This is a genomic window from Pseudovibrio sp. Ad37 (assembly GCF_001623075.1).
Classification (GTDB): domain Bacteria; phylum Pseudomonadota; class Alphaproteobacteria; order Rhizobiales; family Stappiaceae; genus Pseudovibrio.
Window position 1 is genome coordinate 262,914 of sequence record NZ_LMCF01000012.1, and the last position, 16,716, is coordinate 279,629.

Genomic DNA, 16,716 nt, shown 5'->3' on the forward strand with positions numbered 1-16,716 from the left:
ATCAGGCAGCGTTGTCTGCCTTCACATACTCAAACCCAGTTAATTTCTCAGAGAGTGCCCAGAGTTTCTCCTGAAGCTCTGCATCCATCGCTGGGCTGGAAAGTTTCACAGGACTCGGGTTACCCCATAGCCCGAAGCGTGGTCCCAGAAAGGCGCATTCCGCAATATCTGGAGCCGTTGCCGAGACTAATTGTGGGCGACATCCAAACTCAACAGGCCGTGCCATAAACCGAGACAGCCACCCTCCCATCCCGATGGACTGCTGACGTTCTGTTGCTGTCAGGCCAGGGTGCGCAGATACTGATTTGGCTGAGGAGCCTGCCGCTTCAAAACGCCGTTGCAAAGCAAACATGAAGAGCAGGTTTGCAAGCTTACTATTGCCGTAGAATCCCAAGCGAGAATAAGGCCGCTTTTCTGAGTGCAAATCTTCAAGATCCAGTTTTGCTGCTCTGTAACCACCGCTGGAAACGGTTACGACGCGAGCATTAGGCGTCGCAACAAGTGTTTTAAACAGTAATCCGGTCAGTAAAAAGTGACCCAGATGATTGGTTGCCATATGGATTTCCCAACCTTCTTCGGTGTGCATTCGTTGCTCCAGGTTTACGACACCTGCGTTGTTCAGCAGAATATCCAACTGCTGATGCTTTGTAGTGAAAGCCTTTGCAAACCGGTGAATGCTCTTCCGGTCTGTCAGGTCAAGAGGGAGCACCTCCAGAGAAGCTGAGCTGACCTTCTGGCGGACACGTGCGATTGCAGTCTCACCCTTTTCGATGGACCTACAAGCAATCACTACATGCGCACCGCGCCTTGCCAGTTCCAATGTTGCCGCCCGTAACCACAGCCGTTTTGCCTGCGAGGTCTTGACTGTTTTTATTATTTGGCTGTTGTTGCAAAGTATCTCTCCTGAGATTGTCAAAATAACAGAACATCGGTAGTTTATTTGGAGAGTTTGCGGGAGTCAATAAACGACCGTTGGTCGTTTATGTGCTGTACGGAAGAGTAATTAAGAATATGACAGAAAAATCAAAAGCTTATCAGCGTGCACGTACAGCAGAACATTTTGCTGAACGAGAGAAGATGATCCTGACGTCAACGCGTATTCTGATGGATAGAGAAGGTATTGAAAACACGAGCCTTTCCGCGGTGGCGCGAGAGGTTGGTCTCGCAAAGTCCAGCCTCTATCGATACTATGAAAGCCGGGAGCAAATTCTTGTCGCACTGCTTCAGGAAGAGGCGGATCGCATGATTGCTGACTTCGAAAAGTCCCTGAGTGAACCTAAAAGCCAACGAGATCTCACAGGTATTGCAAAGCTCTGGGCCAAGGTGTGCTTCGCGCATCCGCGCTTGTGTTTGTTGGCCAGCCAGCTTTCGCCAATTCTGGAGCACAATCTCTCAACACAGCGCATTGTAGAAGCGAAGCTGCAGTTCCTGCATCGCCACCGAAAGATGGCAGAGATACTGACCGCTGCCCTTCCACACATGAGTGAGGCAGGAGCTCTTGCAGCAGTCCAGTACGTTTTCACAATTGTTGCAGGGCTTTGGCCGATGAAAGCAGACCGCAAAAATTCACTGGCAGCGCTGGAACATCCTGAACTGGCTCATTTGAAGATGAACTTTGAGGATACGCTGGCCAGCGCTATCGAGCTGTGCTTGCTCGGCATTCTGGCAAAAGAGCAGAACTGGGAGCCGGTGTTGGAATAACAGCGGCTACTGCCGCTGCCTCAACCGTTTCTTTATCTGACGCTTTTCCCAATCGCCACCAAAGGGATTGATGACCTCGAACACACTCAAACCATGAGCAACAAGGCCGATGCCAAACCCAAAAGCAACCCACAGGAACCAGAGGTAACCCGGTGATGTGAGCAGGTTCAGCACCGCCAGAGCTGTAATCACAACGGCGTACTGGATCAGGTTCATGTAAAAGCTTCGTATGTCCCGCACATACTCCATAGCTTCTTGTTCCCTACCGGAAAGCTCGGGCAAAATTCCATTGGATGCTGAGGGCATGTCTTGTTCCTTCCTGAGATCACCAAAATCCGTGTCTAGAGCAGAAGCAATGCATTTCAGGGTTTCGGGGCTTGCATTCGCACCGCGCTCGATACGCTGCAGTGTCCGCGTGCTGATACCTGCCATGTGTGCGAGCTGCTCCTGAGAGAGCCCTTTTTCAATGCGTAATTTTCTGACAATCACGGAAAAATTCCTGTTCTTCAACTAGGAGCAAACTGGAAGCTTCTTAAATAAAACACCACGACAAACAACCGACATGACCACGATATTTAAATCTAACACTCTGTAAAATAACAAAATATATTCAGAGCATCGTCCGAAGCACTTTCACCAGTGTGGTACATTCTTCAGAGGTTCCGATAGAAATACGCAGCCAGTCGTTGATCTGCTCTTTCTTGAAGTACCGGACCAGAATGCCGTGCTCTCGCAAATCTGCATGTATCCGTTCCGCCGGTACATGCGCATGTGAGGCGAAAATGAAATTCGTTGAAGATGGCAACACCGTAAAGCCGAGTGTCTGGAGGTTCTCGGTAAGCTTCTCTCTATCAGCAACAATCTGGTCGCGGCTCTTCTCAAACCATTCCGTGTCTTCCCAGGCAGCAAGCGCGCCTGCAAGTGAAAGCCTGTCGAGTGGATAGGAGTTGAAGCTGTTCTTGACCCTGTGCAATCCCTCAATCAAATGCGGTTGCCCCACGGCAAACCCAACACGCATTCCTGCAAGGCTGCGGGATTTTGAGAAAGTTTGCACCACAAGCAGGTTGTCATAATCTGGCACAAGTTGAACCGCGCTTTGCCCACCAAAATCGATGTAAGCCTCATCGACAAGAACCAACACATCCGGGTTTGCCTTGAGGATTGCCTCGATAGCCTCCAATGGCATGGCAAGACCGGTTGGCGCATTCGGGTTTGCGATGACGACACCACCACAAGTCCCGGCAAAGTCGCTGGGGTTGATACGGAAGTCATCGCCGAGAGGCATCAGCCGATGTTCAATCGAGTAAAGCTTACAATAGGTTGGATAGAACGCGTAGGTGATCTCCGGAAAGAGAATTGGCTCTTTCCCGCTGAAGAAGGCATGAAACGCATGCGCCAACACCTCGTCACTGCCATTGCCCGCAAAGATATGGTCAGAGGTCAGCTGAAGAGCGGATGCAATACCCGCTCTCAGGTCAGAGGCTGATGGGTCGGGATACAACCGTAACGCATCGCTTGTGGCAGCAGCAATCGCTTCCAATGCACGCGGAGAGGGACCCCATGGGTTCTCATTGGTATTCAGTTTGATAAAGGTCTGATGCTTCGGCTGTTCACCCGGTGTATAGGGCTCCAGTTTTTTGACAATCGGGCTCCAGAACCTGCTCATATCTCAATCCAATCTCAGCAAACCGCAATCAATCGCGCATCTTTAAACTGGTAGACCCTAAGAGCGCTTGGACAACGCGTCATTCAAAACGCACTGCATGCGATAATAGGTTTCCACCTCTTCCTCGGAAAATACCTTCGCGAACTCTTCTATCCGTTTCATCTCGGCCTTGCGAACTTTTTTAATCAGCGCTTTGCCTGATGGTGTCAAACAATAGAACACGGACCGCTTGTGCCGCGGATTGCTCACTTGTGCCACTTGCTCCTTGTCCAGCAATTCTTTGAGGACCTTGGCTACAAATTGGCGCTTCAGCTGCAGAAAATCAGTGAGTTGCGGTGCTGTTGCCTGCTCCAAAGCAAGCGTAGCTTCCAGCACAGCACGCTGACCGACAGTAAGATCGGTTCCTTCAAGATCCGCCTCAACCCGATTGCTGATGGTACGGAGCAATGGTCGGGTCATCTGAATACCAGCATAAAGCATTTCAGGTTTGGATTCTGGTTTTTTAAGCATTTGATTTACTTGTTTTAATTAGTTTTATTGTCAATAAAATTGACAAATATCGTGTTCTGACTTACATCTACCCTACAGATTTTCAGGTGATCTCAAAGGAAAATGAGTACAGATCATGGGTTTTAAAAATCTTGCAGAGCGGCAAATCCTAAAAGCACAAGCAGAAGGGCAGCTGAATAATCTTGAGGGAGAGGGTAAGCCGCTGCCAGCACGTGGACCTGGTTCTCTTGATACAGCTGCAGGCATGAGGATCATGGCTGATGCCGGGGCTGTACCTCGCGAGATTGAATTGAAGAAAGAGATAGATGCTCAGCGGCTTGTTGTTCAAAAAGCTGAAGGCACGCCAGACTGGAAATCCGAAATGGCAAAACTGGCAGACCTACAACTCCGTCATGCGATCGAACAGGAAGCCCGAAAAAAGTTCTTCACATGAGTTGCTCAGCGCACTTCAAGTGTATGCGCTAAGCAAAACCTGATGGTTGCCGATATTCTACGTATTAGAAAACCACAGGGGCGAGATGGTACACATCTCAAAGCCGTATCAGCTTGTGAACTCAGAGAACGCTTCAACCACATCCAGATAGACTTGGTGCTTGAACGGGATCACAAGGCCGGCAAGGTTCTCGGCTTTTTCCCAGCGCCACTCACAAAACTCCTGCGCATGCCCGTCAGGTGGAGTCAGGATGTTGATTTCGCTGTCATCACCATCAAAGCGGAATGCAAACCAGCGTTGTGTTTGGCCGCGATACTTAGCTTTGCGCACTTGGCGTTGAATCTCCTCAGGGAAATCGTAGGAGAACCAGTCAGGTGCTTCTGCCAGTAATGTGATGGACTTCACAGAGGTCTCTTCATAAAGCTCACGCTTCGCAGCTTCCAGCGGGTCTTCCCCTTTGTCCAGACCACCCTGTGGCATCTGCCAGGCAAACTCTTCAGGAATAGGCTGTTTGTCACCATAGCGTTTGCCGGCCCAGACAAGCCCATCCCTATTGATAAGCATGATGCCAACACAAGGGCGAAAAGGAAGAGCGCTGTAATCGGTCATGTTTGGTCCAATAAAGAGAGTTGAGTACGTAGTCCCGGCAACCGGAGCTATCTTTCGGGACTACGCACAGAAGAAAGATTGCGGCATGATGCGTGAGTTCATATGAACGCAACAGGCTCTAGCGTGTGGAATTGATAGCAGAGCTGATTGGAACGAGAGAAAGACCACGCTCCTCCAGTCGCTGCGACCACGCCTCCAACGCATTCAACGTAACAGGGAAAGCAGTCGCAGTTGCGACGGCAATGCCGCGTTGACGAGCAATTGTTTCCAGTTCCAGCAACTGTGTACCAATGGCTTCGGCGCTCAGGTTCTGGTCCAGAACCAGATCGGCCTGCACAAATGGCACTTTCTGCGTCCCGGCAACCTCGCTTGCTCTGGAGCGGGGAGACGAACCGTCATCAACATACATCAGGCCACGATCACGAACCTTGCTGAGGAACTCACCCATACGGGTCTCGTTAGAGGTGAAACGGTCGCCCATGAAGTTGACAAGCCCAACATAATTGCTGGTCTGCCCAAGAACCCAGGAGAGGCGCTCCTCGTTCTGCTTCCTGTCCAGATTGGTCAACAGGCTTTGTGGGCCAGCGTCATTATCAGGATAATCAAATGGCTCCATTGGAGCTTGAAGAAGCACTTCGTGCCCGGAAAGGCGGGCAGATTTCATCCAGCTGTTGATGTCATCACCATATGGAGAAAGCCCCAAAGAGATGTCAGCAGGGAGATCCTCAATGGCCTTGAGCGTCATGTCGGAGTTAAGCCCGATACCATTGATTAAAATAGCAATCCGCGCCTGTGTCAGCGCTGCAGGGTTTGGCCGCCGTGCATAGGCATCAAGCGGGCGAATACCCTCAGCAGAGATCTTTGGAAGGGAGCCGAACTTGTTGGGCTCGAGCAGCTGATCAATTGGGTCGGTAGAAAGCGACTCGCTTGAGAAGCCACCATCCAGCCCCTCATAATCAACACGCCGGGCCAGATCGACGAGTGATGTCGGTCCACTGGCCTGATCTTGCGCGTTTGCGCCTGCCGGGCGAGAGGGGCGATAGCTGCCATCCTGTCCAAAGCCATTGGCATCAAACTGGTCAGTCCCAATCTGGGCCAGTTGAGAACCATCCGGTAGGTCAACAATCTCGATATCACTGGGAGCAACACCATCAAGAGCGCTGGAAAGCTCGATAGTCGCCATCGGCTCGCCACCGTTGGGGTCATCAACAATGCCGATCCAGATAAAACCGGTGGTGAAAATAACAGTCATGATGGCGACACCAATCAGGCCGAGCGGCAATCGCCCGATGCTCCGACGCTTGTTCATTCCAAGCGGAGCTGTCAAATCGCTCCTAACCATTGGTGCCCCCACCCTGTCATAAAATTCCGCCGCGCCAAACGAAGGTTCAGCGCGGCGTCCTTAATCACTTTATAGCATATCCCCGAAATGTGGCTACCGGTTTTCGGAGAGGTATATGCCTGAAAACAAATAGATAGAAATCGAGCGCTCCAGATGAAGCGCTCGATACTCTGAATTATTTGGATTCGTTTGCTGCACTGTCTGCACTTGGTGGGAAGGCTGCATCAGTCTTCTCGCCGCGGAGCAGGGATTTTGCCAGGTTCAGCTGCACATCTTTGTCTTTGTCCTGTGGCACGTAAGCCTGACTGCCAGAACCTTCATCGCCTTCTTCAGCCTGAAGGTGACCACGCAGACCTGCTTCGCCTTTGGTTTCAGCACGGCCTTTCAGCTCATCAGGCAGTTCCTGCAAGGAAATGATGTCAGGGCGGATACCCTTAGCCTGAATGGAGTTGCCAGACGGTGTGTAATAACGAGCAGTTGTCAGTCGGATCGCACCATTTGCACCAAGTGGAATGATGGTCTGTACAGAGCCTTTACCGAAGGAACGTGTACCCAGAATAGTTGCGCGGCGATGATCCTGCAGAGCACCGGCTACAATCTCAGAAGCTGACGCAGAACCACCATTCACCAGAACGATCACAGGCGCACCCTCAGTCAGGTCACCATTGCGAGCATTATAGCGCTGGGTCTCTTCAGCATTACGGCCACGGGTAGAAACAATTTCACCACGGTTCAGGAACGCATCAGAAACGGCAATCGCCTGATCCAGCAAACCACCTGGGTTGTTGCGCAGATCCAGCACAAAGCCCTTCAGGTTATCTTCGCCGATTTCAGCAGTCAGCTCATCAACAGCGTTTTCCAGACCATCAAAGGTCTGTTCGTTAAACTGCGTGATGCGGATGTAACCGATGTCGTCTTCTTTGTTCCAGCGAACAGAGCGAATGCGGATCACATCACGGGTGATGGTGATATCGGTTGGTTCGTTGATACCTTCACGACGCACCGTAATGACGATGTCTGTGTTCACCAGACCGCGCATTTTCTCGACAGCCTCATTCAAGGTAAGGCCCATAACCTGTTCCCCATCAAGATGGGTAATCAGGTCGCCTGCCTGTACGCCTGCTTTGTAAGCCGGAGTGTCGTCGATCGGGGCAACAACCTTCACCAGGCCGTCTTCCATGGTCACTTCAATACCAAGACCACCAAACTCGCCGCGGGTCTGCACCTGCATATCGCGGAAGCTCTTTGGAGGCAGATAACTAGAGTGCGGATCAAGGCTGGTGAGCATGCCGTTAATAGCGGTCTCGATCAGCTTGGAGTCAGCTGGCTCCTCTACATAATCAGAGCGCACACGTTCAAACACGTCGCCAAACAGATTGAGCTGATAGTAGGTATCAGGAGACGCAGCAGAAGCTGGTTCAGCAAATCTGAATGGTGCCTGAGAATATGTTACGACCGCCGTAGCCCCCATGACTACGCCAACCAACAAAAGCGATGCTTTCCGTATCATCCGCGAACCTTTTCGTTTTCGGCGCGTGACCACCATGGGTTGGGGTCGATTGCAGTGCCGTCTTTCCTGAATTCTACATATAAAACCGGCTGGTCCAAACTAAAATTAAGGTTATTAGCGCTTGCGAGGCGCGTTTCTCCCATTTTAGCGATTGGCTCTCCAGCTAGAATAAACTGCCCTAACTCCACCATGACATCGTCCAGACCGGACATAAGGACATGGTATCCGCCGCCTGCATTAACAATTACCATCTGCCCGTAAGAGCGGAAATCCCCTGCATACACCACCCAACCATCAGTGGGGGAGGTGACCTGGGCATTCGGGCGTGTCGCAATGGATTGGCCAGTAGTTACGTTGCCAAATCCATCTGTAACCCCAAAGTCTTGCAAGAGTGTCCCGGACACCGGATCAGGCAAAAGCCCAAGGGTCTCCGAAAAAGCAACAACCGGTTTCAATCGGCTCGGATCAGCAAACGGATCACCGGAGGCGATCCGGTTTTGCCGCTCAATGTCCGCAAGTCGCGCTGCTTCCGCTGCACGACGGCTGCTTTCCACTTCTCGCTCAAGGGTAGCAAGCAACTCTTTCAAAGAGGTTGCCTTTTCGGCAAGTTCCTTGGCGCGAGCCTTCTCGGCTTCCAGCGCTGCAAGGCTTTCCTGCCGTGCTGCCTTCTTCTTTTCCAAAAGCAATTCAACACGATGACGCTCTTCCGCCATCTGTATTGCACCACTTCGAACCCGGTTACGCTCTGCTTCAATTTTTGCTCGAAGCCGAGACAATTCAGCAAGATCACTCGCCAGCGCTTCCGCTTCAATCCGCACTTCCGGCATGATTGAGTTGAGCAGGATCGCACTGCGTACCGCACCAAGAGCATCCTGAGGACGCACGACCATAGCTGGCGGCGGGCGATGACCGATCCGTTGCAAAGCACTTAAAACTTCAGCTAAAACATCTTTACGTTCATTCAATGACGCCCGGACAGATTGCTCATTTTTTCTGTGTCGGCCCAAACGTGCTTCAGTGGCTTCCAACTGGTTTTCCAGTTTCTTCATGCGCTCACCGGTACGGATCAACTCTCCACTCAGGCTCTCGCCATCACGCTCCAGCGCGCGAATGGATCGCTGAATTTCTTCACGTTTCTCTTTGGAGAGGGAGATATTCTCATTCAGGCTGCGAAGCTCTTTTTCCCGTTCCTTTTTTTGGAGCAGGGCAATTGCCGCCGGATCTTCTGGATCAATCTTGCCATCTTCAATTTTAAAGGAAACGTTCGTCAGTTTTTGCGCAGTACTTTGCAGCGGCAGAACAAGCGCTACCGCAAAAAACAAGGCAAAGCTTGTCACCAATCGGAGGATCAGGTTTCCCCTAAGACGCAACAATTGAACTCCCAAAGTGCAGCGCAGAGCAAAACGCTGACCTTAATACTAAAATATCGACGTAGACCAACCCTGCAAAACAACAGGCACGCAGCCCCAAAGTTAACGCCGAGGATAATGCTCCAGACAGCGTTAAGGAAGTGTCAACCACGTTGAAGGCTTAGCGACTTCCAGTAAAAACATCAATATCTACAGTAGCCATTCGGGCAGGTGAAACCGGAATGGGCAAATACAAAACAGTCTTAGTGGAAGGTTTTGGAATAAGAGCGGCAACCTCCGCACCATTCACGCCCGATGATACGGATGCCCTGTCAGTATGGTGATTGCGCGGTAGATTTGCTCGCCGCACAGGATGCGGACGAGTTGGTGAGGCCATGTCATGGAGCCCAGAGCGAGCTTCAGGTCTGCGCGCTGCAGCAGCGCCTGGCCGTGGCCGTCGGCACCGCCAATGGCGAGCACCATATCCGAAATACCCTGATCGGCCCAACCGCCAACTTTTTTGGCAAAGGCTTCGCTGGAAAGTGCCTTGCCGTGCTCATCCAGTGCAATCAGGATCGCACCGGAAGGAAGCGCATTGAGCAGCAGTTGCGCTTCTTCGTCTTTTCGATCACTCGTACGGGCAGCCCGACTCTCTGAAAATTCCACCACGGACACAGACGTAATGCCAACGGAACGGCCAGCTTTGCGGGCTCGGTCCAGATAGCGTTCAAGCATGTCCTTTTCCGCGCCAGCTTTCATTTTGCCGACGCAGGCAATCGTGACTTTCATAAAGTCTCCGGGATTAGATCGTAGTGACCCGCAAAAAGATCTCATGCAGATGGAGCAGCACCTGCATCAGCGGCATTTGCCCAGACTCCCTCATTCCCCCAAAGGGGCAGAGAAGTGACTGGTGGAATAGTCAGTGCTTCAAAGAAGCACTGATACTATCCGATGAACTGCGTCGGTGCAGAGCTATCCGCAGACCACATTTTTTCTACATTGTAGAAACTGCGGACTTCTGGGCGGAAAATGTGAATGATTGCATCACCGATATCGATGAGTACCCAGTCACAATGCGGCATGCCCTCAACGCGAGCGTTACCGTAGCCAGCATCTTTCAGATCACGGAGCAGGTAGTCTGCAACAGCACCCACATGGCGATGAGAGCGGCCAGAAGCCACAACCATGTGATCAGCCAGAGCAGATTTGCCTGTAAGATCTAGAGATACGATATCCTCAGCCTTGGAATTTTCCAGGCTGTTGAGGATCAGTGCAAGCACGTCCCCCTCATTAGTGGGATCATGCGGTTGAAGAGGAGCGATGGTGTCCGTCCCTTCATGTTGAGTTGTCATGGTCAGCTTAAGAGCCCTCGCCATGGTTAGAGAAAGCAGTACTCTGCCGGTCGAAAAGCCTGAAATGCACAAACTCAAGCCTTCCGTCAAGAAGAATACTCAGGTCCCTATGGCATTTTCAAGACACTACTTGCCGTAAAAGCGTAAAGTTACCCTGGGGTGTGTCCTCTATTCCTCAGGAGGGTGGAAGAGGTTTCATCCAGCGGACCACGTAAAATGGTCCAGCACGGGGCTTTGCACTCAGGCAGTTGGTCTGCACTTTTTTCTTTTAATTGAGCAAAGGCATACCTTTGGCAAACTTGAGCGGAAAGAGACGAAAGGGTCGCTTTAGGCCGGTCAACAATTGCCACAGGCACCCCTTCTATAATGCTCTGCCAGTTTTGCCAATGGTGAAAATTGGAGAGATTGTCTGCACCCATAACCCAGACAAAATTCAGATGCGGTCTGCGCAGCTTTAATTGCTCCACCGTACTTGCCGTGTAAGAGGTGCCAAGCACCTTCTCATAGGCCGTCACCTTCATGCGTGGATGTCGTGCCAAAGCCTGCGCGGCGGCAACACGTTCTTCCAAGGGTGCGAGGTTTCGGTGAGACTTCAGCGGGTTTCCGGGCGTGACCAGCCACCAGATTTGATGCAGGTTCAAGCGCCGCAACGCCGTCTCCGCCACCATAAGATGGCCGGGATGTGGGGGATTAAACGACCCGCCAAACAAACCAATGCGATTGCCCGGTGCAGCATAGGGAAGGCGCATCCAGTCTGGTTGCACAATCCCAAGCTTGCCGTGGCTATCGCCCATTGTGGGGTCGGGGTTCGTCATGGACGCGTTTGGCCGTTCCCGCGAACCACGTATTTGAAGCTGGTCAGCTGTTCCACACCAACTGGTCCGCGTGCATGCATACGGCCAGTTGCGATGCCAATTTCGGCGCCCATGCCAAACTCACCACCATCCGCAAACTGTGTGGATGCATTGTGAAGAACGATAGCCGAGTCCACTTCTGCAAGGAATTTGCGGGCCGCAATCTGGTCTTCTGTGATGATGCAGTCCGTGTGATTGGAACCGTAGATCCCGATATGCTCAATCGCATCTTCCAGACCGCCAACAATCTTTACAGAGATGATCGCATCCAGATATTCAGTCGACCAGTCGTCATCAGTCGTCTCAGAAGCGGTTGGGCAAAGCGTCATGACGTCTTCATCACCGCGTATCTGGCAGCCCTTTTGTTGAAGAGCAGCAAGAATTGGCGGCAAAATGGTTGCTGCCACAGCTTCATCAACCAGCAGCGTCTCGGCAGCACCACAAATGCCTGTCCGGCGCATCTTGGAATTGACGGTGATTTCAATCGCCTTATCCAGATCGGCCTTCTTATCGATGAAGATATGAACCAGACCTTCCAGATGCGCAAACACGGGCACACGGGCCTCATCCTGAACACGAGCAACAAGGCTCTTGCCACCACGCGGAATGATCACATCAAGATTACCATCCAGACCCTTCAGCATTTCGCCAACAGCAGCGCGGTCTTTCACCGGTACAATCTGAATGGCATCTACTGGCAGTCCGGCGTCTGCAAGGCCAGCCTGCAAAGCTTTATAGATAGCAAGGTTGGAGTTGATGGTGTCTGAACCGCCGCGCAGCACAACAGCATTACCAGCCTTCAGGCACAATGCTCCGGCATCCGCAGTCACGTTCGGGCGGCTCTCGTAGATTACGCCAATTACACCAAGAGGCGTGCGGACGCGCGAGATGTCCAAACCGTTCGGACGTTTCCAATCTGCAATCGTAGAACCGACAGGGTCGTCCAGCTTGGCAATGTCTTCCAGTGCGCAGGCAATGGCTTCAATGCGCTCTTCGTTCAATGTGCCGCGATCAATAAAGGATGCCAGCTGACCATTGGCCTGCATGCTCTCCAGATCAATCGCATTCGCTTTGAGGATCTCAGGGGTTGCAGCGCGAACAGCAGCTGCCATCGCTTGCAGACCTTTGTTCTTCTGGCTTGTGGGGGCAATGGCAAGAGTACGTGCAGCAGCGCGTGCTTGTCTGCCAAGAGTTGCCATCAGGTCGCGAACATCGGTGTTGTCCGCATTTGCCACTTCAGAAGTATTCAGCATCTGCAAAACCCTTAAGTCATCACTGGTTGAACTTGGTCAACCTAAACAGTTTCTATGAATTGTCCAAATCAGATGTAGAGAGCACAAGGTCGTCCGTATGGACCATTTCTGCCCGTCCCGGATAGCCGACAATGGCTTCAATTTCTTTGCTGTTGCGCCCGATGATGAGAGAGGCCTCACCGTAATCATAGGCCACAAGACCGCGACCCACATCATGACCGTCCGCATCTATAATACGCACAGCATCACCACGTGTGAATGTGCCATCCACTTTGGTCACCCCTGCTGGCAGCAGGCTCTTGCCCGCCTTCACAGCTTTTAGCGCACCTGCATCCAGCTGAATGGTGCCATGCGGCTTCAGGTGACCGCTGATCCACGTTTTGCGGGCACGGGCGGGTGAGGATGGAGCAGGGAACCATGTTGCCCGTGCACCATTTTCAATTGCGTTAAGCGGGTTCATGGTCTTGCCACTGGCAATGATCATGGATGTACCTGCGCTCTGCGCAATCTTGGCTGCATCAATCTTGGTCTTCATGCCACCGGAGGAGAAGGCCGTTCCCGGCGCTCCGGCCATGGCCTCAATCTCCTGTGTCACCTGAGGAACCTCAGGTAGGAAGATGGCATCAGGATCTGTCTGCGGAGCGGCGGTGTAAAGCCCGTCCACATCAGACAGCAGCACAAGAAGATCCGCACTCGCCATGGTCGCCACACGGGCGCCCAGACGGTCGTTATCACCATAGCGGATCTCGGAGGTCGCAACGCTGTCATTCTCGTTGATGATCGGCACAGCGCCCATCTTCAGCAATGTGCCAATCGTCTCGCGCGCATTGAGGTAACGACGGCGCTCTTCCGTGTCGCCGAGCGTCAGCAGAATCTGGCCAGCCGTTAACCCGCGCGCGCCGAGAATTTCAGAATATGCCTGAGCAAGTGCAATCTGGCCCACAGAAGCCGCGGCTTGCGCCTGCTCCAGTTTGAGCGGACCAGCTGGCAGACCAAGCACACCACGACCAAGAGCAATGGAACCGGAAGAGACCACCAGTACTTCTTTCCCAGCTTCGGAAAGAGCCTGAAGGTCATCTGCCAGCGATTCCAGCCACTCACGCTTCAATCGGCCCTTTTCTACCAGAAGGGCAGAGCCGATTTTTACGGTGATGCGCTTATAGTCGCTCAGACTTCGAGCCATTACGGGCGCCACTCCTCAATTCCATCAGAAGGAATGGCATTGGCCTCGTCTTGCTTATCCTTGTCAATTGCACGAATGATCATGCGCTGAGCCGTGTCGATGTTTTCACCACTGGCAGACGAAATGATCAAAGGCTTCTGACCGCAGGCTTCTTCAAGAGACTTAAAGCGCTCTTCGCGCAGCTCTTCTGTCAGTGCATCTGCTTTGGAAAGACAAACAATCTCAGCCTTCTCATCCAAACCATGGCCATAAGCTTCCAGCTCACCGCGAATGGTGCGGTAAGAATCTGCCGGGTCTTCTTCGCCAGAGCCATCCACCAGATGCAACAGAACGCGCGTCCGCTCCACGTGGCCAAGGAAACGGTCGCCAAGACCATGACCTTCGTGTGCACCACGAATGAGGCCCGGAATGTCAGCGAGGACAAAGCCGCGATTGTCGAGTTCACACACACCCAGGTTCGGGTGCAGCGTGGTGAACGGATAATCCGCAATTTTCGGGCGTGCTGCTGATACAGCGGAGAGGAAGGTGGATTTGCCAGCGTTTGGCAGACCCACAAGGCCAGCATCCGCAATCAGCTTCAGGCGCAGCCAGATCCACTTTTCTTCGCCTTCAAGACCAGGGTTCGCATGGCGCGGTGCCTGGTTGGTTGAGGATTTGAAGTGCGCGTTACCGAAACCGCCATTACCACCTTTCAGAAGCAACAAGCGCTGACCAATCTCGGTCATGTCCGCCTGAACGGTCTCGTTGTCTTCTTCAAGAATCTGAGTGCCTACAGGAACACGAAGCACAACATCGTCGCCCTTGGCGCCGGTTCTGTTGCGGCCCATGCCATGCATGCCGATTTTTGCTTTGTAGTGCTGCGCGTAGCGATAGTCGATCAGTGTGTTGAGGCCATCAACGCACTCAACCCATACATCACCACCACGGCCACCATCACCGCCGTCGGGTCCACCTTCGGCAACATATTTCTCACGGCGGAAGCTGACGCTGCCCGCGCCACCATCACCAGACTTTACAAAGATCTTTGCCTGATCGAGGAATTTCATTTTATTCTCTTTCGTCCACCTGTGACGTTCTTTGGAGGACGTCATAAAGCCCTATTGCGCTCTCGCCAAGGGCGGAACGGCAAATCTGGCTAATTTTATTGCTTAAGCGTGTTCCCGAAAAGTGTCTAGCGCTTTCCGGAAAAGAATAAGCAACCTGATTTATGGTTTGCTGCCCTGAACAGCCAAAAGGCTCACGAACATCAATTCGCAAGCCTTTTAAAATTCAGATGCGCAAGAACAAATCCCTAAAGACAAGTTGCTTTAGAGACTGGAACGTCAGGCCGCAATCGCCTGCATCGATGTCCATCTGTCCCGGGTCAGCGTAACTGTAGTGTAATCCATTTCGAGATCACCACGTGCGCGGTTCTTCTCTTTAGTCTCGCCAGTTATCTCAAACCCGTTCTTCTGAAGCACATTCAGAGACTTCGGATTAATGGTGAACAGGCCAGTGTTCATCGCAGCCGCATTCAGCCGGTTGAACACGTAGTCGCATATCAGGTTGGTCGCTTCACTGGCATAACCTTTACCCCATTGGGATTTAGCCAGCCAGTAACCGAGGTGCGGTGTTGTCGAGACATTGCGGATGCCGATGACGCCGACAAGGCCTTCGCCATTATCGATCACCCAGTTGATCTCTTCGCTGTGAGATGTCGTGCGGCAATGATCAAACCACCAGTCACCATCATCCTTTGTATAAGGATGCGGAACGACAGTCAGCATCTTGCTCACATCGAAATCATTCAAAGACGCATTATGAATATCAAAATCACTCTCGCGAAAATCGCGTAGGATCAAGCGCTCGGATTGTAACTCCGGGAACATGACAATCTCTTCTTATTCTTCTTGGAGCGCTTGGCTTGTTGTCGCTGGCGCTCTTTCTCTTAAGTACACGAAGATAGCGTCAAACCCGTCGAGCCATGTGCTCGCAACGCGCCGGTGCTATCCAACCCTTGCTTTTGGTTCCTGAGATCTCAAGTGAACCCCTGCCACGAGTGCTGGGTACGATCACAAAGGGACGAGGGAGCAAAAGGCTGTTGCCGCAACCTTGCTCAAAGACCCTATCCTGCCATCTGCTGAAAGTCGCGGAACGCATAAACAGACGCGCCAGCCAGATCAGAGGAGCAGGACCCATCTTCAATTGCCCGATAAACACACACAGATCGGAGAATCAAAGGTGATCGACGCCTGCATCTTTATTCACAGGGGAACAAAGTAAGCAGACAACAGCATCTTGGAGGTTTCAAAATCCGAGAGGAACTTCAAAGCTTGGGGGCGGTCACTATCTCGGACCACTCCCTATTGCAAGCAGTTAGAGCATATTTCTGGAATATTTTTCACATGCTGAGGAATATTCGCTCAAATATCGACAAATCCGGCAATGCAACCGCCAGGAGTCTCCAATATCGAGTTTCCCTCAATTTTATGCGTTTTGTGAAAAGATCAGGGAATAAGTTAGGATTTGACTCAGTAAAAACACAGGGAATTTAAAAAAAATGGCTCTACACGCCTCAAATGGAAAGCTGGATCTTTACTTATCAGTCAATATGTGGAATGCCGTCTCTACGTTAAGACTATCGACCCTGTCTCCTTTTTAGGCGTCAGTGCACTCGATTTCGCCCTGACGCAACCAAAGCTATCTGCATGTCGCAGCGGCACACTAACTAGGAGATATCACGATGGCTAAAGGCACCGTGAAATGGTTCAACAGCACTAAAGGTTTCGGTTTTATTGCACCTGAAGATGGAAGCAAAGACGTATTTGTTCACATCTCTGCAGTAGAGCGCTCCGGTCTGTCTACTCTGGCTGATGGCCAGGACGTAACTTACGAATTGGAAGCTGGTCGTGATGGCCGTCAGAGCGCTGTAAACCTCGAAACCGTATAATTCGAGCTGTTCAGTGAAAAAGAGC

Annotated in this window: 18 protein-coding genes; 3 read left to right on the top strand and 15 right to left on the bottom strand. The window is 51.9% G+C overall.

The window, feature by feature from the left end:
- Position 1: 1 nt before the first annotated feature.
- A complete protein-coding gene (locus PsAD37_RS03315; protein WP_208991655.1) occupies positions 2-820 on the bottom strand; it encodes an SDR family NAD(P)-dependent oxidoreductase in 819 nt (272 codons plus the stop codon).
- Positions 821-1,011: 191 nt separating this feature from the next.
- Between PsAD37_RS03315 and PsAD37_RS03320 the strand changes: the two genes are divergently transcribed.
- On the top strand, positions 1,012-1,701 hold the full coding sequence (locus PsAD37_RS03320) for a TetR/AcrR family transcriptional regulator (protein WP_063294910.1): 690 nt from the start codon (positions 1,012-1,014) through the stop codon (positions 1,699-1,701).
- Between the two features lie 6 nt (positions 1,702-1,707).
- On the opposite strand, the gene PsAD37_RS03325 is transcribed toward PsAD37_RS03320, so the two are convergent.
- The 3 genes from PsAD37_RS03325 to PsAD37_RS03335 form a co-directional block, all read right to left on the bottom strand.
- Positions 1,708-2,190: a helix-turn-helix domain-containing protein gene (locus tag PsAD37_RS03325; RefSeq protein WP_063294209.1), complete on the bottom strand. Its 483-nt coding sequence runs from the start codon at positions 2,188-2,190 to the stop codon at positions 1,708-1,710.
- A gap of 121 nt (positions 2,191-2,311) precedes the next feature.
- Entirely contained in the window at positions 2,312-3,367 is a 1,056-nt protein-coding gene (gene hisC, locus PsAD37_RS03330; RefSeq protein WP_063294911.1) for a histidinol-phosphate transaminase, read from the bottom strand.
- Positions 3,368-3,424: 57 nt separating this feature from the next.
- A complete protein-coding gene (locus PsAD37_RS03335) occupies positions 3,425-3,877 on the bottom strand; it encodes a MarR family winged helix-turn-helix transcriptional regulator (RefSeq protein ID WP_063294912.1) in 453 nt (150 codons plus the stop codon).
- 115 nt (positions 3,878-3,992) lie between these two features.
- Here PsAD37_RS03335 and PsAD37_RS03340 point away from each other — a divergent pair, with 115 nt between their 5' ends.
- Positions 3,993-4,310, top strand: coding sequence for a DUF1992 domain-containing protein (locus tag PsAD37_RS03340; RefSeq protein WP_063294913.1), 318 nt, complete (start codon positions 3,993-3,995; stop codon positions 4,308-4,310).
- Positions 4,311-4,418: 108 nt separating this feature from the next.
- On the opposite strand, the gene PsAD37_RS03345 is transcribed toward PsAD37_RS03340, so the two are convergent.
- From PsAD37_RS03345 to PsAD37_RS03395, 11 genes are all read right to left on the bottom strand, one after another.
- Complete coding sequence (locus PsAD37_RS03345; RefSeq protein ID WP_057462748.1) at positions 4,419-4,919, bottom strand: RNA pyrophosphohydrolase; 501 nt, start codon at positions 4,917-4,919, stop codon at positions 4,419-4,421.
- 118 nt (positions 4,920-5,037) lie between these two features.
- Complete coding sequence (locus PsAD37_RS03350) at positions 5,038-6,261, bottom strand: divergent polysaccharide deacetylase family protein (RefSeq protein ID WP_208991656.1); 1,224 nt, start codon at positions 6,259-6,261, stop codon at positions 5,038-5,040.
- Between the two features lie 175 nt (positions 6,262-6,436).
- Positions 6,437-7,771 (bottom strand): S41 family peptidase, encoded by a 1,335-nt coding sequence (locus PsAD37_RS03355; RefSeq protein ID WP_063294914.1) that lies wholly within the window; start codon positions 7,769-7,771, stop codon positions 6,437-6,439.
- Positions 7,768-9,144: a murein hydrolase activator EnvC gene (locus PsAD37_RS03360; RefSeq protein ID WP_208991657.1), complete on the bottom strand. Its 1,377-nt coding sequence runs from the start codon at positions 9,142-9,144 to the stop codon at positions 7,768-7,770. The genes PsAD37_RS03355 and PsAD37_RS03360 overlap by 4 nt, the downstream gene beginning before the upstream one ends.
- Before the next feature lie 282 nt (positions 9,145-9,426).
- Positions 9,427-9,909, bottom strand: coding sequence for a 23S rRNA (pseudouridine(1915)-N(3))-methyltransferase RlmH (rlmH, locus tag PsAD37_RS03365; RefSeq protein WP_057461558.1), 483 nt, complete (start codon positions 9,907-9,909; stop codon positions 9,427-9,429).
- A gap of 155 nt (positions 9,910-10,064) precedes the next feature.
- Complete coding sequence (rsfS, locus tag PsAD37_RS03370) at positions 10,065-10,496, bottom strand: ribosome silencing factor (protein ID WP_208860027.1); 432 nt, start codon at positions 10,494-10,496, stop codon at positions 10,065-10,067.
- Positions 10,497-10,621: 125 nt separating this feature from the next.
- Positions 10,622-11,287, bottom strand: a complete 666-nt coding sequence (locus PsAD37_RS03375; RefSeq protein WP_082826887.1) for a nicotinate-nucleotide adenylyltransferase — start codon at positions 11,285-11,287, stop codon at positions 10,622-10,624.
- Positions 11,284-12,579, bottom strand: a complete 1,296-nt coding sequence (locus tag PsAD37_RS03380) for a glutamate-5-semialdehyde dehydrogenase (protein WP_063294916.1) — start codon at positions 12,577-12,579, stop codon at positions 11,284-11,286. The genes PsAD37_RS03375 and PsAD37_RS03380 overlap by 4 nt, the downstream gene beginning before the upstream one ends.
- A 52-nt stretch (positions 12,580-12,631) precedes the next feature.
- Positions 12,632-13,762 (bottom strand): glutamate 5-kinase, encoded by a 1,131-nt coding sequence (proB, locus tag PsAD37_RS03385; RefSeq protein ID WP_063286534.1) that lies wholly within the window; start codon positions 13,760-13,762, stop codon positions 12,632-12,634.
- Positions 13,762-14,808: a GTPase ObgE gene (gene obgE / locus PsAD37_RS03390; protein WP_057461561.1), complete on the bottom strand. Its 1,047-nt coding sequence runs from the start codon at positions 14,806-14,808 to the stop codon at positions 13,762-13,764. Before obgE ends, proB begins: the two co-directional genes overlap by 1 nt.
- 276 nt (positions 14,809-15,084) lie before the next feature.
- Positions 15,085-15,630 (bottom strand): GNAT family N-acetyltransferase, encoded by a 546-nt coding sequence (locus PsAD37_RS03395; RefSeq protein WP_063294917.1) that lies wholly within the window; start codon positions 15,628-15,630, stop codon positions 15,085-15,087.
- An 854-nt stretch (positions 15,631-16,484) separates the two neighbouring features.
- Between PsAD37_RS03395 and PsAD37_RS03400 the strand changes: the two genes are divergently transcribed.
- Complete coding sequence (locus tag PsAD37_RS03400) at positions 16,485-16,691, top strand: cold-shock protein (protein WP_057461563.1); 207 nt, start codon at positions 16,485-16,487, stop codon at positions 16,689-16,691.
- Positions 16,692-16,716: the final 25 nt, after the last annotated feature.

Excerpts from the sequence above, each read along its gene's own strand:
- PsAD37_RS03320 (WP_063294910.1), top strand. The coding sequence starts at position 1,012 with ATGACAGAAAAATCAAAAGCTTATCAGCGTGCACGTACAGCAGAACAT.
- hisC (WP_063294911.1), bottom strand. The coding sequence starts at position 3,367 with ATGAGCAGGTTCTGGAGCCCGATTGTCAAAAAACTGGAGCCCTATACA.
- PsAD37_RS03335 (WP_063294912.1), bottom strand. The coding sequence starts at position 3,877 with ATGCTTAAAAAACCAGAATCCAAACCTGAAATGCTTTATGCTGGTATT.
- PsAD37_RS03340 (WP_063294913.1), top strand. The coding sequence starts at position 3,993 with ATGGGTTTTAAAAATCTTGCAGAGCGGCAAATCCTAAAAGCACAAGCA.
- PsAD37_RS03345 (WP_057462748.1), bottom strand. The coding sequence starts at position 4,919 with ATGACCGATTACAGCGCTCTTCCTTTTCGCCCTTGTGTTGGCATCATG.
- PsAD37_RS03350 (WP_208991656.1), bottom strand. The coding sequence starts at position 6,261 with ATGGTTAGGAGCGATTTGACAGCTCCGCTTGGAATGAACAAGCGTCGG.
- PsAD37_RS03355 (WP_063294914.1), bottom strand. The coding sequence starts at position 7,771 with ATGATACGGAAAGCATCGCTTTTGTTGGTTGGCGTAGTCATGGGGGCT.
- rlmH (WP_057461558.1), bottom strand. The coding sequence starts at position 9,909 with ATGAAAGTCACGATTGCCTGCGTCGGCAAAATGAAAGCTGGCGCGGAA.
- rsfS (WP_208860027.1), bottom strand. The coding sequence starts at position 10,496 with ATGGCGAGGGCTCTTAAGCTGACCATGACAACTCAACATGAAGGGACG.
- PsAD37_RS03375 (WP_082826887.1), bottom strand. The coding sequence starts at position 11,287 with ATGACGAACCCCGACCCCACAATGGGCGATAGCCACGGCAAGCTTGGG.
- PsAD37_RS03380 (WP_063294916.1), bottom strand. The coding sequence starts at position 12,579 with ATGCTGAATACTTCTGAAGTGGCAAATGCGGACAACACCGATGTTCGC.
- proB (WP_063286534.1), bottom strand. The coding sequence starts at position 13,762 with ATGGCTCGAAGTCTGAGCGACTATAAGCGCATCACCGTAAAAATCGGC.
- obgE (WP_057461561.1), bottom strand. The coding sequence starts at position 14,808 with ATGAAATTCCTCGATCAGGCAAAGATCTTTGTAAAGTCTGGTGATGGT.
- PsAD37_RS03395 (WP_063294917.1), bottom strand. The coding sequence starts at position 15,630 with ATGTTCCCGGAGTTACAATCCGAGCGCTTGATCCTACGCGATTTTCGC.
- PsAD37_RS03400 (WP_057461563.1), top strand. The coding sequence starts at position 16,485 with ATGGCTAAAGGCACCGTGAAATGGTTCAACAGCACTAAAGGTTTCGGT.